Below are 13,119 nucleotides of genomic sequence, written 5' to 3'. Positions count from 1 at the left end.
CGTGAGCACGCGAAACCGGTTCGCGCGCCTAGCCGGAGGTGTCGTCTCCGAGGGTCTCGAGGACGACCACCGCGACCTGTTTCATGGTGGTGCGGCGGTCCATGGCGGCGCGCTGGATCCAGCGGAACGCCTCCGGTTCGGTCATGGCGTGCTTCTCCATGAGCAGTCCCTTGGCCCGGTCGACGAGCTTTCGGGTCTCGAAGCGCTCGTTGAGCCCCTGCACCTCGCGTTCGAGCTCGCGCAGCTCGGAGAAGCGGCTGACGGCCACCTCGATGGCGGGCACGAGATCGCTCTTCGAGAACGGCTTGACGAGATATGCCATGGCACCCGCATCGCGGGCGCGTTCGACGAGTTCGCGCTGACTGAAGGCTGTGAGAATAACCACAGGGGCGATACGACGCTGCGCGATCTCGGAGGCGGCGTCGATGCCGTCGCGGCGCGGCATCTTGACGTCCATGATCACCAGGTCGGGCCGGAGCTCCTCGGCGAGTTCGACGGCACGCTGTCCGTCGCCGGCCTCGCCGACCACTTCGTAACCCTCCTCGCGCAGCATCTCGACGAGATCGAGCCTGATCAAGGCCTCGTCTTCCGCTACGACGACCCGACGAGGAGTTGGTGTGCTGTCGTGCGGCGCGGAGGTCATGGTCGGGCCTTCCCCTCGGTACTGGCGGTCCCCGGTGCAGGGTGGAACGTAAGAAGGGTACCGGTGCGCGCCCGCTTCGCCCGATCCTCTACAGTGGTGTCCGCAACGCCCCCGTATCCCAATTGGCAGAGGAAACGGATTCAAAACCCGTCCAGTGTGAGTTCGAGTCTCACCGGGGGCACCACTTTTCGGCTCGCGCCACACGGCCGGAACAAGCGTTCCGCATCCCGCCGATTCCGGCTCCGCTGTCGTAATGTTCCGGCGTGAGTATCTGGGTTCCTGTCGTCGTTGCACTCGTCACCGGTGTGGTGTCGTGGGCAGTCGTGCGTCTGTCGCGCGAACTGGCCCGCCGAAACCTCCGGACCCGGATCGCAGCCGATCTGGCCATCTACAACGGACTCGGCGACGAGTTCCGGAAGCGTCCCCTGCGGGAGAGCGTCGATGCCCGGTTGTGGCAGCTCGCGGCCCAGTCGATGCCGTTGGCGCCGGGATCGCGCCCGAAGCCCAGGATCCGCCGGATCCTGGCCCTGATCGCAGTAGTGCTCGTCGCCGTCGGAGCGCTCGTGTTCGTGGAACTCGTCCTGGGCATCCGGGAGGACGACACGGCCCGGGTGGCGCTTGCGCTGCTGACAGGTGCCCTGGTCGGATTCTCGATTCCCGGTCTGTCCGCCGATCCGGCGGAGTTGCAGGAGCGGCAGCTCATCCGGGCGCTGCGGGAGCGACGGGCCATGGAACAGCTGCAGAACGGGCAGAGCTCCTCCGCAGGTACTCCCCCGGACCTTGCGGAGACCGCGTAGCTACGATTCTCCGGGTGACCGGTTACGACGAGTTCGACATGTTCGGGGGCCTCGACCCCGCGTCCCTGCCGCTGCGCCAGCAGCAGATCCTGGCCGCGATCCGCGACTGGATCGTTGCGCAGGGATCGTCCCCGAGCACCCGGCAGATCGCCGATTCGGTGGGTCTGCGGTCGACGTCGACGGTCTCGAAGCATCTCAAGAACCTCGAGGACAAGGGTTTCCTCCGCCGCGGCACCGCTGTGGCGCGCCAGCTCGACGTGCGCCCCTTCCTCGGCTCGTCCGGCGGTGAACGCGCATCCGACGACACCGTGACCGTGCCGGTCGTCGGCGACATCGCCGCGGGCGCACCGATTCTCGCCGAGGAGCACACCGACGACCTGCTCACCCTCCCCCGTGATCTGGTCGGCTCCGGCACCGTCTTCGCGCTGCGCGTGCGCGGCGACTCGATGGTCGACGCGGCGATCTGCGACGGCGACACCGTGGTGGTGCGGCGGCAGCACGAGGCCCACTCCGGTCAGATCGTCGCGGCGATGATCGACGGCGAGGCGACGGTCAAGGTGTACCGGCGCCGAGGCGGCCACGTCTACCTCGAACCCCGGAATTCCGCCTATCCCGTCCTCGACGGCGACGAGGCGGTGGTGCTGGGCACCGTCGTGTCCGTTATGCGCCGCATCTGATGCCTACCGGGATCAGCCGCAGATCGGATCGGTGACGACCGGCGGTAGTCCGTCGAGGAGATCCTGCGCGGGCGGCCCGAGGAGCGGATCGCCGGCGAGCCAGCCCAGCGGCGGGCAGTCCTGCAGGAACGGGCCGGTCTTCGGTCCGGGTCGAAGAGGACCGGTCTCCGGTCCGGGCGGCACCCCTTCGGTGAACGCGCCGAGGACGTGTTCGGAGAGCTGCCCTGCCGATCCGTAGGTCGACGCCGCGACGGAGAAATCGGGACCGAACGAGGCGGAGGCGTGGAACGAGCGGTCGTCGCTCCATCCCCACTTCGTCCCGATGACACCGGCGATCAGCGCCGTCCCGTAGTTCTGCGGATATCCGTCGGCCGCGGTGTCGTAGGCCGTGGCCATCGCAGCGAGCACCGGCGAACCGGGATCGGTGCGCTTCTTCGTCTCGAGATAGGTGACCATGTCGTGCGTCGACGTGGTGCCGACACCCCAGTAGCCGGGCACGTAGGTGTCGGTGAGCCCGAACTCCGCCGCGGTCGACGAGATCGCCTGCGGGTACTTCGCGTGCAGGCGGTCGGCGATCGCGTCGTTCGACGACCGGATCATCTCGGTCGCGTCGGCGTGGTCCGCGGGGTCGCCGTAGGTGAAGACGTACTCGGCCAGATACATCTTGACGATCGACACACCGGCGCGGGACTCGTGCTCGTTCGCGGTGCCGGCGCGCACACCGGTCGGGGTGTGCGCGAACGAGATCTGGGTACTGCTCGGAGCAGCGATCGCGCCGGTGTCGTCCACGACCGGCGCGGGCGCTGCGGNGCGGAGGCGAGGTGACCGCCGAAGGCGGTGAGGGAGACTACGGCGAGGGCTGTCGCAAGCGGGCGCATGCGGGCGGTTACCCCGAGCCGGACGCACCGTAACGGCCGCGACCTGCACCGGCCGTTCCTGTCGGTGGCCCCCTCTACAGTTCTGCCGTCCGGGGATCGCTCCGGACCCAGCGATACGAAACGGATCCGCCATGCCGATGCCCGCCATGCCGCCCACACATCGACCGTGCCGGCCCTCCGTCCCGATGCGATCCGCTCGCGGACTCACCACACGGGTCACCGCATGCAGAACGACGATTCCGTTCGGGCGCGACAGCGACGGCACACCCGTCTCGTGGGATCTCGCCGCCGGACGACATCTGCTGATCCAGCGCGACGAGCGCCGCTCGGCACCCAGCGTGTCACTCGATCTGATCGCCATGACGACGCTGACCGGCGACACCCACGATCTGGTCGTGATCGACCCCCACCGTCGGCATCGCTGGCTCGGAGGATCGGCCCCGCTTCCCTCGGGGCCGAGCTGCTGGGCCACGACCGCCGAGCAGATCACCCGCGTCGTGTCCGCACTCGATTCACCGATCATCGGACCCCCGCGGGTGCTGCTCGTCGCCGACCTCGCCGCGGCGGTCGCGGCGCTCGACGACGAGGGACGTCAGCGACTCGCCGACGTCGCGACGAGTGCGCGCGAACGGCAGTTGCTGCTCGTCGCCACAGCGGCCGACACGAATCCCCGCTGGTATCCCGACGGCCTGATCGACGCGTTCGACGACATCGTCGCGCGGCGGCGCGAGGGCAGACCGTCCTTCGGTCTCCGATGATCGCCCGATCGGCCGATGGATCGGTCGAACGACACCGAGCTGTGCTCGATCGGCACCGAACAGGCTGATCGAGCTGCCACAATCGTTCTACCAACACCTTCCGTAGCGACCCGAGGACCGTCACGACTGTCCGGAGGACGGATCATGAACGTCGGCAAAGTGATCATGCTGGTCGCCGGAACTCTCCTCGCGCTCCTCGGCGCCGCCGCGGCAGTCGGGGCGCTCGTCCTGGGATGGTTCTTCGTCCTCCAGCGCGACGGTGGATTCCTCACCGGTCCCTCCGAGACCTTCCGGACGCAGACGCACGCCTTGGTCTCCGAACGGCTCGACCTGGTCACCGACGACCAGACTCCGTCGGGTGTGCGCGGTGAGGACATCGGCCGACTGCTGGTGCGGGCCACCGCAACCGATCCCTCATCGGCGGTGTTCGTCGGCATCGCTCCGGTCGGGGACGTCGAGTCCTATCTGTCGGGTGTCGCCCATACCGTCGTGACCGACCTGCGGTTCGAGCCGTTCGACGTCACGTACCGGGATGTTCCCGGCGGCGACGTCCCGACGGCACCGGCCGTGCAGCAGTTCTGGGTCGCGTCGGCGGAAGGGACCGGCACGCAGCAACTGGAGTGGGATCTGCGCGACGGCACGTGGACCGTCGTGGTCATGCACGCCGACGGGTCCGCAGGGATCGGCGTGGACGTGCAGGCCGGTATCCACATCGACCTGCTCGGACCGGCCGTCCTCGCACTGCTGATCCTCGGCCTGGTTCTCGTCGTCGTCGGCGTGCCGCTGTTGCTCGCCGGCGCCATCGGGCTCGGTCGTCACGGCCCTCCTCCACCCGGTCCGGTGTCCGCACCCGGTACCGCGACCCCTCCAGTCACCGCGTCGCACCCGCCTGCAACTCGCTATCCGGTGCATCTGCGCGGCGACCTCGACGAACCGTTGTCGCGTTGGCTGTGGCTGGTGAAGTGGCTGCTGGCGATCCCGCATTTCGTCGTGCTGTTCTTCCTGTACATCGCATTCGTCGTGGCGACCTTCGCGGCCGGGATCGCGATCCTGTTCACCGGTCGTTATCCGCGCGCACTGTTCGACTTCGACGTCGGCGTGCTGCGGTGGACCTGGCGGGTCGCCTTCTACACCTATTCGGCGCTGGGCACCGACAGGTACCCGCCGTTCGGCCTGCACCGCACCGACTACCCGGCCGACTTCGACGTCGAATATCCGGGGCGGCTCTCCCGCGGACTGGTGTTGATCAAGTGGTGGCTGCTCGCGATCCCCCACTACGTCGTGCTGGCCGTGCTGGCCGGAGGATGGCTGGGCGGGTGGAGCCTCGGTGTCGCGGCCGGCGACGGCAGCGACGGTGCAGCCGGGAACGGCACGTGGGCCTTCGGATCGTTGCTGGGCGTCCTGGTGTTGTTCGCCGCGATCGTGGTGCTGTTCACCGGCACCTATCCGCGAGCGTTGTTCGATTTCGTCATGGGTATCAACCGGTGGTTGTACCGGGTGTGGGCGTATGCGGCACTGATGCGCGACGAATACCCGCCCTTCCGCCTGGACCAGGGCGCGCGCGAGCCGATCGAGCAGGTCTCCGTCACTCCCCCGGCCGGCCCGACCGGCACCGGTCAGCCCTGATCACGCGGTATATCGACGAGACCTTCCCGGATCCTCTCCGTCCACGCGTCGACGTCGACCCAGTCCCGGGCATCGCCGTAGTGTCCGCCCATCAGCCGGAAGACGATCCGCCCGATTCCGGCCCAGTCGCCCGAAGCGATGGCACCGGCGAAGAAACGGTGATCACGCACATCGGTGATCGAACGGAGGTTCTGCACCGCCCGAGGTTCCGGGGTGACCCGCCGCAGATATGCGGCCACCCGGGGCGAGAGAATCGTGCTGGTCGCTCCGATCGACGAGACGGAGAACGCCCACACCGGTCGCCCTTCCGGTTCGGTGCCCAGCCGATCGATCGCATCGGAAGCCTCGGGGAGCCACTGCCCGTTGTGGATCGCACTTCCGACGATCAGCGCCTCGTACGTTCGTACCGACGCGACATCGCCGAGCGCGCGGAGTTCCACGGCACCGCGGCTTTCCAGTCCCACAGCGATGCGTTCGGCGATTCCCCGAGTCGACCCTCGAGCGGTCGCGTAGCCGATCAGGACGGACATGGCGGGGCCTTTCGGCAGTGGGTGATTGCGCCGGATGCAGTCTCCAGTGTGAGAAGCGGCGTGCACGGCACGCGAGAGTCTTCGGTCACTTCCTGCGGGTAGGTCGGGACCGTCGACTCTTGTGCGACCGACCGGTCCGAGCGTGTACTGGCAGGGTCCCGAAACCGCAGGATCCCGGAAAAAGCAGGGCCCGAAACGGCCGTGCCCGCAGCTCGGACAGGCACCGAGGTGATCGTGATGACAGCACACCACCCCATCGTCGCCGGAGTGGACGGATCGAGAGCGTCCCTGCAGGCCGTGGCCTGGGCAGCTCGCGAGGCGGAACGGCGCCGGCTCCCGTTGTCGCTGGTCACCATCGTGTCGGTCCGCAACACGTTCGGTGTCCCGATCGGCATGCCCGCCGGATTCTTCGAGCAGGAGGAATCCGAGGGACGCGACATGCTCCTCGACGCCGCCGAATACGCGCGCCGCGCGGTGCCCGAGGGTGAGCTCGACATCGAGACCCACCTGTGCACCGATTCTCCGTCGCTCGAACTGGTGGACCGATCGAAGTCGGCGTCGATGGTCGTGGTCGGGGCCGGGGACAACCGGTTCGGCTGGGAGCGATTCGGTTCGGTCAGCCGAGCGGTGGTGACGCACACCCACGCCCCTGCCGTGGTGGTCCGCAAACTGCCGCACCTCGATGTCAACGACATCTCCGGCCCGGTGGTCGTCGGCGTCGACGGTTCGGAACACAGTGTGCGCGCGGTGTCCGCCGCGTTCGAGGAGGCCTCGCTGCGCGGCACCGACGTGGTGGCAGTCCACGCGTGGTCCGACCTCGATGTGCGCGGTCCGTTCCGATTCCGGATCGATTGGGACAGCGTGGAGAACAAGGAGCGGGCACTGTTGTCCGAGAGTCTCGCCGGGCACGGCGAGGAGTTCCCCGACGTGCGGGTGCACCCGGTGGTGGTGCTGGACCAGCCCTCCCATTATCTGGCGTCGCACGCTGCCGATGCGCAGTTGCTCGTTCTCGGCCGTCGCGGTCGAGGCGGGTTCCCGAGCCTGATGCTGGGATCCACCACCTGGGCGCTGCTGCACACGGTGACCTGTCCCGTGATGGTCGTCCCGTAGTGCGCGTGGCGCCCCTGACGAAGGGCGGTCCGGACACCGTCACGACCAGCATGGTCGGCACCTGCCAGCGCGCCGACTGCGTGCACAACCGGGATCTGGAGTGCACGGCCGGTGAGATCCACGTCGGTGCGGGTACCGAGGACCACGCGGCGCGCTGCCTGACCTACAGTCGGCGCTGATCCCGCCGGTCACGCCCCGACGCGCCGGGCGCGGTCGAGCAGGATGCGTTGTTCCGCTCGCGCCACCGTCCGCCTCGTCTGCGCCGCGGCGTCGGGCGCGACCGACACGGAGGTGATGCCGCGCCGGACGAGATGTTCCGCGAGTTCGGTGCTCGTCGACACGGCCTGACCGCACAACGACGTCGTCAGTTCTGCGGCGGACGCACGCTCGATGATGTGGTCGATCGCGTCGAGCACCGCGGGGTCGAGGGTGTCGAACAGGTCCTTGCACACCTCCGAGTCCCGGTCCACCCCGAGCATCAACTGCGTGAGGTCGTTGGTTCCGATGGACACGCCGTGGATGCCGAGCTTCGCGTATTCCGGCAACCAGTAGACGACCGACGGGACCTCGGCCATGATCCAGCGCTGCATGCGCTGGTCGGAGCCGAGCGGATGCCGGTCGAGTTGAGCGAGGCAGTCCCGCAGTTCCCAGCGGGTACGCACGAACGGGATCATCAGGTGCACATTCGGGTGCGTGCTCCGAACCCGGTGCAGCACATCGAGATCGAGGGAGAACAGTTCCGGATCCCGGATGTACCGGAAGCACCCGCGGTAGCCGATCATCGGGTTCTCTTCGTGGGGTTCGACCTCACCGCCCTCGAGGTCGGCGAATTCGTTGCTGCGCAGGTCGATCGCGCGGTACACGACCGGACGCGGTGCGAACGCCGCCGCGATCCGCGCGAGGCCACCCGCCATCTTCTCCACGTACTCGTTGCGACGGCCCTGCGCGATCATGTGCGAGGGGTGTTCGCCCGCGAGCGCTTCGGTGATCATGAACTCGGCGCGGAGCAGACCGACGCCGTCGACGTCGGTCGCGGCGACCGCCTCTGCAGCATCCGGAGTCGCGAGATTGACGTATACCGCTGTGGCCGTGACGGTTTCGACAGCCACGGTCGAAGCCGCAGGTGCGGATGCCGCCGCGGCGGGCCGCTCCGCGGTGTGCACCGCCCCATCGAACACCACCCCGGCGTTGCCGTCCACGGTGATCAGTTGCCCGTCGTGCAGATCCTTCGTGGCGGTACGCACACCGACCACGACGGGCTTGCCGAGTTCGCGACCGACGATGGCCGCGTGGCAGGTGATGCCGCCGCCGTCGGTGACGATGCCACCGGCGCGGCGCAGGATCGGCAACCAGTCGGGTCTGGTCATCGGTGCCACGATGATCTCGCCGTCGCCGAGCTTCTTCCCGTCGACGAGTTCGTGCAGCACCTGCACGCGGCCGGTCGCCGTCCCGGGGCCCGCGCCGAGACCGGTCAGCAGCGGTCGTGCCTCGCCGTTGCCGGACGGATCGGGAGCCGCCGGTCGATCGAGTGTGGTGATCGGGCGGGTCTGCACGATCCACAGCTCGTCGTTCGCGAACGCGAACTCGAGGTCCTGGGGGTGCCCGTAGTGTTCTTCGACTCCGGCGGCCAGGCGCGCGACGCGCAGGAGTTGCTCGTCGTCGAGGACCCGGGTGCGGCGCGCGGGGTCGACAGCGACGCGACTGTCCCCGCTGTCGGTGGAGGTGATGCGGAATTCCTGATGACCGAGGTGCACGTCGAGCACCTCGAAGCCGTCCTTCGCCACGACGTAGGTGTCCGGCTCGACCTGCCCGCCGACGACGACCTCACCGAGACCGAGCGCTGCTTCGACGACGATCCGATCGAGTTCGCCCGTGCGGGGGTCGGCCGTGAACGCCACGCCCGACGACTCGGACTTCACCATCACCTGGACCACCACGGCGATGGACGGTTCGTCGGTCACCCCGCGCAGCCCTCGGTAGGTGCGGGCGCGTTCGGACCACAGCGACGCCCAGCACGCCTGCACCGCGCGGATGACCGCGTCGGCGCCGATGATGTTCGTGTAGGACTCGTGGATACCGGCGAACGACGTGTCGGAGGCGTCCTCCGCGGGAGCGGACGACCGCACCGCGACCGGCACATCGGGACCGAGGCTCTCGTAGGCGGAGACGATCGCCGCGCGCATCCCGGCCGGCACGGTCGAATCCGTCACCAGAGCGGCGAGTTCCGCGGAGGTGCGGATCAAGGTGGCGTCGTCGATGTCGGGGGCGGGTACCGCCTCGGCTGCCAGCCGGAATCGGACGCCGGCTGCGTCCATCGCGTCGAGATACGCACCGGTGGTGACGGCGAAGGCCGGCGGTACCGGAAAGCCTGCGCGGGTGAGTTCTCCGAGGTTCGCGGACTTGCCACCGACCGTCGGCGCGTCGGCGGCGCCGACCTCCGCGATCGGTCGCACCCACAGTTCGTGTTCGGTCATCGACGACTCCCCACACTCCCCGCCCCGCGTCGACCTTTCGGGCCGGATCGGATACTCGGTCTTCCCATCGTCGCCTCGACCCGATCGATACCGTAGGGGCGAAAGTCACCATTCCGGAACGGGCATCGTCATGGTCGATTCTCCGCGAATACCGGACCCGCGGGAGCGGAGACGGTTGATCCTGACCGCGATAGCGCGTCCGACGCTCACCGCCTTCGTGCTGGTCAGCGTCTACTTCATGATTCCGGTCGAGCATGTCCGCAGCACATCCGAGGTCCTGACCCTCGTCGGTGGCGGCACTGCGGTCCTGATGGTCGGCTGGTGGCAGATCCGCAGGATTCTCGCGTCCGAGTACCCGGCGGTCCAGGCCGTCGAGGCACTCACCACGATCGTGTCCGCCTATCTCGTGGTCTTCGCAACCCTTTACCTCCGCATGTCCGTGGCGCATCCGGACAACTTCACCGAACCACTGTCCCGCGTCGATGCCCTGTACTTCTGTCTGACGGTCTTCTCCACGGTGGGATTCGGGGACATCTCTGCTGTAACCGAGACCGCGCGAGCCGTCGTGTCGGTGCAGATGGTCGCAAATCTGATCTTCCTGGCTCTCGGGATCCGATTGCTCACGGCCGCCGTGCAGTGGCGTCGTCGCAATCGCGGGGACGAGGAGTGACCGATCACGGGATCGACCTACGCGATTCGGCGTCCGGGCATTCCCACAACCGCCGCGCGGGGTGATCCTTGAAAGGATTCGACGTCCACTGGCAGGTGTCGGAGGTCCGAGATGCTGAATTGGGGATCGGTTGTCGTCGACAGCATCATGTGGACGGCGAAAGCCTTCGGAATCACCGCCCTGGTCTTCGTCGCCGTGATCGTCGTGATCGTGCGATTCACGCGCTGGGGTAGTCAGTGGTGGCGCATCGCCGCTTCCTACTTCGACCCGCGCAACGGCACGGGCGGTCTCGCCCTGGCCGCGATCGTGCTGTTGCTGACGGTGTTCGCAGTGCGGATGAGCGTGTTGTTCTCCTATTGGTACAACGATTTCTACACGGCGATCCAGAATCTGGACGAGTCGGCCTTCTGGCGTTTCATGCGGGTCTTCGCGATCCTGGCGGCGATCCACGTGCTCCGAGCACTGGTCGACTACCTCCTCGGGCAGGCACTCGACATCCGGTGGCGGACACATCTGAACGAACGCCTCGTGGACGACTGGCTGGGCTCGGGCTCCTTCTACAAGGATCGATTCGTGTCGTCCCCGGTCGACAACCCCGATCAGCGCATCCAAGTCGACATCACGGATTTCGTCACGACCACACGCGTTCTGTCGATGGGGGCGGTGACAGCAGTGCTGTCCATCGTCAGTTTCACCGGCATCCTGTGGGATCTGTCGGGACCGGTCACGATCTTCGGCACCGAGATCCCGCGCGCAATGGTCTTTCTCGTGATCGTGTACGTGCTCGTCACCACGACGGTCGCCTTCTGGATCGGCCGCCCCCTGATAATGCTCAACTTCCTGAACGAGAAGCTCGGCGCGACCTACCGCTATGCCCTGGTGCGGGTACGCGAGTACGGCGAATCGATCGCGTTCTACCGGGGTGAGGGCGTCGAACGCGGTGGCCTGCTCGCCCGGTTCGCCGCAGTGATCCGCAACTGGTGGCGCATCGTGTTCCGGACACTGAAGTTCAACGGTTTCAACCTGGCGGTCAACCAGACCGCGGTGATCTTCCCGTTCCTCGTACAGGGACCGCGCCTGTTCGCCGGTCAGGTGACCCTCGGCGATGTGATGCAGACGAGCAACGCTTTCGGGCAGGTTCACGACTCGCTGTCGTTCTTCCGCGAGTCGTACGACGAGTTCGCGGCGTTCCGCGCGACGACGATCCGTCTGAACGGATTGCTGGACACGACGCAGCAGGCCGCCGAGTTGCCCTCGGTCTCGGTGCGGGCGCAGGAGGATCGGCTGGAACTGACGGATCTGTCGGTGGAGACCCCGGCGGGTGACCCGCTCGTCACCGATCTGTCGCTGGGTGTCGAGGCGGGCGAGGCGCTTCTTGTGCGCGGAGCGTCGGGCAGCGGGAAGACCACGCTGCTCCGCACGATCGCGGGACTGTGGCCGTATGCGCGCGGTGAGGTCGACCGACCGGCCGGGGACGGATTGTTCCTGTCCCAGCACCCCTATCTCCCGCTGGGCACCCTACGCGATGCCGTCACCTATCCCCGCGCGGCGGACCACGACGACGCCGCGATACGCGCGGCGCTCGAGACGGTTGCGCTCGGGCATCTCGCCGAACGACTCGACACCGAGACCGACTGGGCGCGCACCCTCTCCCCCGGCGAACAGCAACGGCTCGGGTTCGCGCGCATCCTGTTGTCGTCCCCGGCGATCGTGTTCCTGGACGAGGCCACCGCAGCGGTCGACGAGGGTCTCGAACACGCGCTGTACCGGACACTGCGGGAAGCGATGCCGGACGCCGTGATCGTCAGCGTCGGGCATCGCAGCACTCTCGACGCCTTCCACGACCGCGTCCTCGAACTCCGCGGCGAAGGCCGCTGGGCGGTGTCCGACCTGCAGAAGTCGCGATGACTTCCTCTCACTGCCCGGCGATCGGCGCAGGTGCACGTCACGACTTCTCCGGGAGGTGCTGAATGTTCGACACTCTTGTGCCCGAAACCCAGCGGCGCAGTCTCACCGAACTCGACGAGCGTCTCGACCTGTCGGTCGGTGACCGGCAGGCGAAGCGGTCGGCGTTCTGGACGATGCTCACGCTCTCGGCGGTCATCGCCGTGGCGGGGGTGGTCAGCGATTCGACGGCCACCGTGATCGGGGCGATGATCGTCGCTCCGTTGTCCACGCCGATCCTGGGGGTGGGTCTGGGGATCGCGGTGGGACGCGGGGCGCTGATCGCTCGCAGCTTCGCCCGGATCCTCGGCGGCATCGTCCTGGTGGTCGTCCTCGGGGTGATCTTCGCTCAGGTGCTTGCCAACCCTGGCAATGTCCTGGCGAATTCGCAGGTCCTCGGTCGGACGTCGCCGACGTTGATGGATCTGACGGCGGCGATGGCCACGGGACTGGTCGGGGCGATCGCGGTGACCCGCCGCGATGTCGGGGACGTCCTGCCCGGGGTGGCCATCGCGATCTCTCTGGTACCTCCACTCGCGGTGGTCGGTGTCTGTCTGGGCTGCGGGGCACCGACACTCGCGCTCGGCGCCTTCGTGCTGTTCGCGTCCAACGTGGTGGCGTTGATCATCACTGCCACAGGGGTTCTCGTCGCAGCGGGTTATTCGCGGGAAGCGGCGGAGACGGTCCGGCCCCGGTGGGGGCGAGCGTATGCGGTCCTGGCGGTGGCACTGGTCGTCGTGGCGGTGCCGATGGTGGTCGATTCGATGGCGTTGTTGTGGGCGCGGCAGATCACCGCGCAGGCCACCCAGTGGCTCGACGGGACACCCGGTGCGGAGGTCACCGCTGTGTCCTGGCACGGCACCACGGTGATCGTCTCCGTCCTCGCCCCGGCCGAGCTACCGCCCCTGGACGAGCTCGACGCCGCGGTCGATGCGGTCGTCCCCTGGAATCCGAACCTGCAGGTCGTCCATACCGTGGGCGCCAATATCAAGGGGATCGAGCCGGAGTGAGG

Annotated in this window: 13 protein-coding genes and 1 tRNA gene; 10 read left to right on the top strand and 4 right to left on the bottom strand. The window is 67.8% G+C overall.

From position 1 onward, the window contains the following. Nucleotides 1-28: 28 nt before the first annotated feature. Nucleotides 29-643, bottom strand: a complete 615-nt coding sequence (locus ACLBYD_RS12120) for an ANTAR domain-containing response regulator (RefSeq protein WP_016691452.1) — start codon at nucleotides 641-643, stop codon at nucleotides 29-31. Between the two features lie 107 nt (nucleotides 644-750). Between ACLBYD_RS12120 and ACLBYD_RS12115 the strand changes: the two genes are divergently transcribed. From ACLBYD_RS12115 to lexA, 3 genes are all read left to right on the top strand, one after another. Further along, nucleotides 751-827: transfer RNA gene (locus tag ACLBYD_RS12115), tRNA-Leu, on the top strand. Nucleotides 828-906: 79 nt separating this feature from the next. Further along, nucleotides 907-1,440, top strand: a complete 534-nt coding sequence (locus ACLBYD_RS12110; RefSeq protein WP_447816616.1) for a hypothetical protein — start codon at nucleotides 907-909, stop codon at nucleotides 1,438-1,440. A gap of 14 nt (nucleotides 1,441-1,454) precedes the next feature. Beyond that, nucleotides 1,455-2,117 (top strand): transcriptional repressor LexA, encoded by a 663-nt coding sequence (lexA, locus tag ACLBYD_RS12105; protein ID WP_447816615.1) that lies wholly within the window; start codon nucleotides 1,455-1,457, stop codon nucleotides 2,115-2,117. Nucleotides 2,118-2,129: 12 nt separating this feature from the next. Here lexA and ACLBYD_RS12100 read toward each other — a convergent pair whose 3' ends face one another. After that, nucleotides 2,130-2,906 (bottom strand): hypothetical protein, encoded by a 777-nt coding sequence (locus ACLBYD_RS12100; RefSeq protein ID WP_447816614.1) that lies wholly within the window; start codon nucleotides 2,904-2,906, stop codon nucleotides 2,130-2,132. A 274-nt stretch (nucleotides 2,907-3,180) separates the two neighbouring features. Between ACLBYD_RS12100 and ACLBYD_RS12095 the strand changes: the two genes are divergently transcribed. Continuing rightward, a complete protein-coding gene (locus ACLBYD_RS12095) occupies nucleotides 3,181-3,753 on the top strand; it encodes a hypothetical protein (protein ID WP_447816613.1) in 573 nt (190 codons plus the stop codon). A gap of 144 nt (nucleotides 3,754-3,897) precedes the next feature. Next, the gene (locus ACLBYD_RS12090; RefSeq protein ID WP_447816612.1) at nucleotides 3,898-5,379 is read left to right on the top strand and encodes a DUF4389 domain-containing protein; all 1,482 of its coding nucleotides are present in this window, start codon (nucleotides 3,898-3,900) and stop codon (nucleotides 5,377-5,379) included. Here the strand turns inward: ACLBYD_RS12090 and ACLBYD_RS12085 are convergent. Beyond that, a complete protein-coding gene (locus ACLBYD_RS12085; protein ID WP_138843461.1) occupies nucleotides 5,370-5,909 on the bottom strand; it encodes a flavodoxin domain-containing protein in 540 nt (179 codons plus the stop codon). The two genes, ACLBYD_RS12090 and ACLBYD_RS12085, sit on opposite strands and share 10 nt — an antisense overlap. A 237-nt stretch (nucleotides 5,910-6,146) precedes the next feature. Between ACLBYD_RS12085 and ACLBYD_RS12080 the strand changes: the two genes are divergently transcribed. Beyond that, complete coding sequence (locus tag ACLBYD_RS12080; protein ID WP_447816611.1) at nucleotides 6,147-7,019, top strand: universal stress protein; 873 nt, start codon at nucleotides 6,147-6,149, stop codon at nucleotides 7,017-7,019. Nucleotides 7,020-7,024: 5 nt separating this feature from the next. After that, the gene (locus tag ACLBYD_RS12075; RefSeq protein ID WP_447816610.1) at nucleotides 7,025-7,198 is read left to right on the top strand and encodes a hypothetical protein; all 174 of its coding nucleotides are present in this window, start codon (nucleotides 7,025-7,027) and stop codon (nucleotides 7,196-7,198) included. Between the two features lie 9 nt (nucleotides 7,199-7,207). On the opposite strand, the gene ppsA is transcribed toward ACLBYD_RS12075, so the two are convergent. Next, nucleotides 7,208-9,493 carry a phosphoenolpyruvate synthase gene (gene ppsA, locus ACLBYD_RS12070; RefSeq protein ID WP_447816609.1) on the bottom strand — a complete coding sequence of 762 codons (2,286 nt, stop codon included), beginning with the start codon at nucleotides 9,491-9,493 and terminating at the stop codon, nucleotides 7,208-7,210. 175 nt (nucleotides 9,494-9,668) lie between these two features. Between ppsA and ACLBYD_RS12065 the strand changes: the two genes are divergently transcribed. The 3 genes from ACLBYD_RS12065 to ACLBYD_RS12055 all read left to right on the top strand — a co-directional run bounded on the left by ACLBYD_RS12065 (nucleotide 9,669) and on the right by ACLBYD_RS12055 (nucleotide 13,117). Then, the gene (locus ACLBYD_RS12065; protein WP_447816608.1) at nucleotides 9,669-10,163 is read left to right on the top strand and encodes a potassium channel family protein; all 495 of its coding nucleotides are present in this window, start codon (nucleotides 9,669-9,671) and stop codon (nucleotides 10,161-10,163) included. Nucleotides 10,164-10,277: 114 nt separating this feature from the next. Then, nucleotides 10,278-12,071 (top strand): ABC transporter ATP-binding protein/permease, encoded by a 1,794-nt coding sequence (locus ACLBYD_RS12060; RefSeq protein ID WP_447816667.1) that lies wholly within the window; start codon nucleotides 10,278-10,280, stop codon nucleotides 12,069-12,071. A gap of 62 nt (nucleotides 12,072-12,133) precedes the next feature. Further along, complete coding sequence (locus ACLBYD_RS12055; RefSeq protein ID WP_447816607.1) at nucleotides 12,134-13,117, top strand: TIGR00341 family protein; 984 nt, start codon at nucleotides 12,134-12,136, stop codon at nucleotides 13,115-13,117. Nucleotides 13,118-13,119: the final 2 nt, after the last annotated feature.

Source organism: Rhodococcus sp. C26F (assembly GCF_053345925.1).
The sequence above is the reverse complement of the archived record's forward strand: the minus strand, read 5'-3'. Positions and strand labels throughout refer to the sequence as shown.

Excerpts from the sequence above, each read along its gene's own strand:
- ACLBYD_RS12120 (WP_016691452.1), bottom strand. The coding sequence starts at position 643 with ATGACCTCCGCGCCGCACGACAGCACACCAACTCCTCGTCGGGTCGTC.
- ACLBYD_RS12095 (WP_447816613.1), top strand. The coding sequence starts at position 3,181 with ATGCGATCCGCTCGCGGACTCACCACACGGGTCACCGCATGCAGAACG.
- ACLBYD_RS12090 (WP_447816612.1), top strand. The coding sequence starts at position 3,898 with ATGAACGTCGGCAAAGTGATCATGCTGGTCGCCGGAACTCTCCTCGCG.
- ACLBYD_RS12085 (WP_138843461.1), bottom strand. The coding sequence starts at position 5,909 with ATGTCCGTCCTGATCGGCTACGCGACCGCTCGAGGGTCGACTCGGGGA.
- ACLBYD_RS12080 (WP_447816611.1), top strand. The coding sequence starts at position 6,147 with ATGACAGCACACCACCCCATCGTCGCCGGAGTGGACGGATCGAGAGCG.
- ppsA (WP_447816609.1), bottom strand. The coding sequence starts at position 9,493 with ATGACCGAACACGAACTGTGGGTGCGACCGATCGCGGAGGTCGGCGCC.
- ACLBYD_RS12055 (WP_447816607.1), top strand. The coding sequence starts at position 12,134 with ATGTTCGACACTCTTGTGCCCGAAACCCAGCGGCGCAGTCTCACCGAA.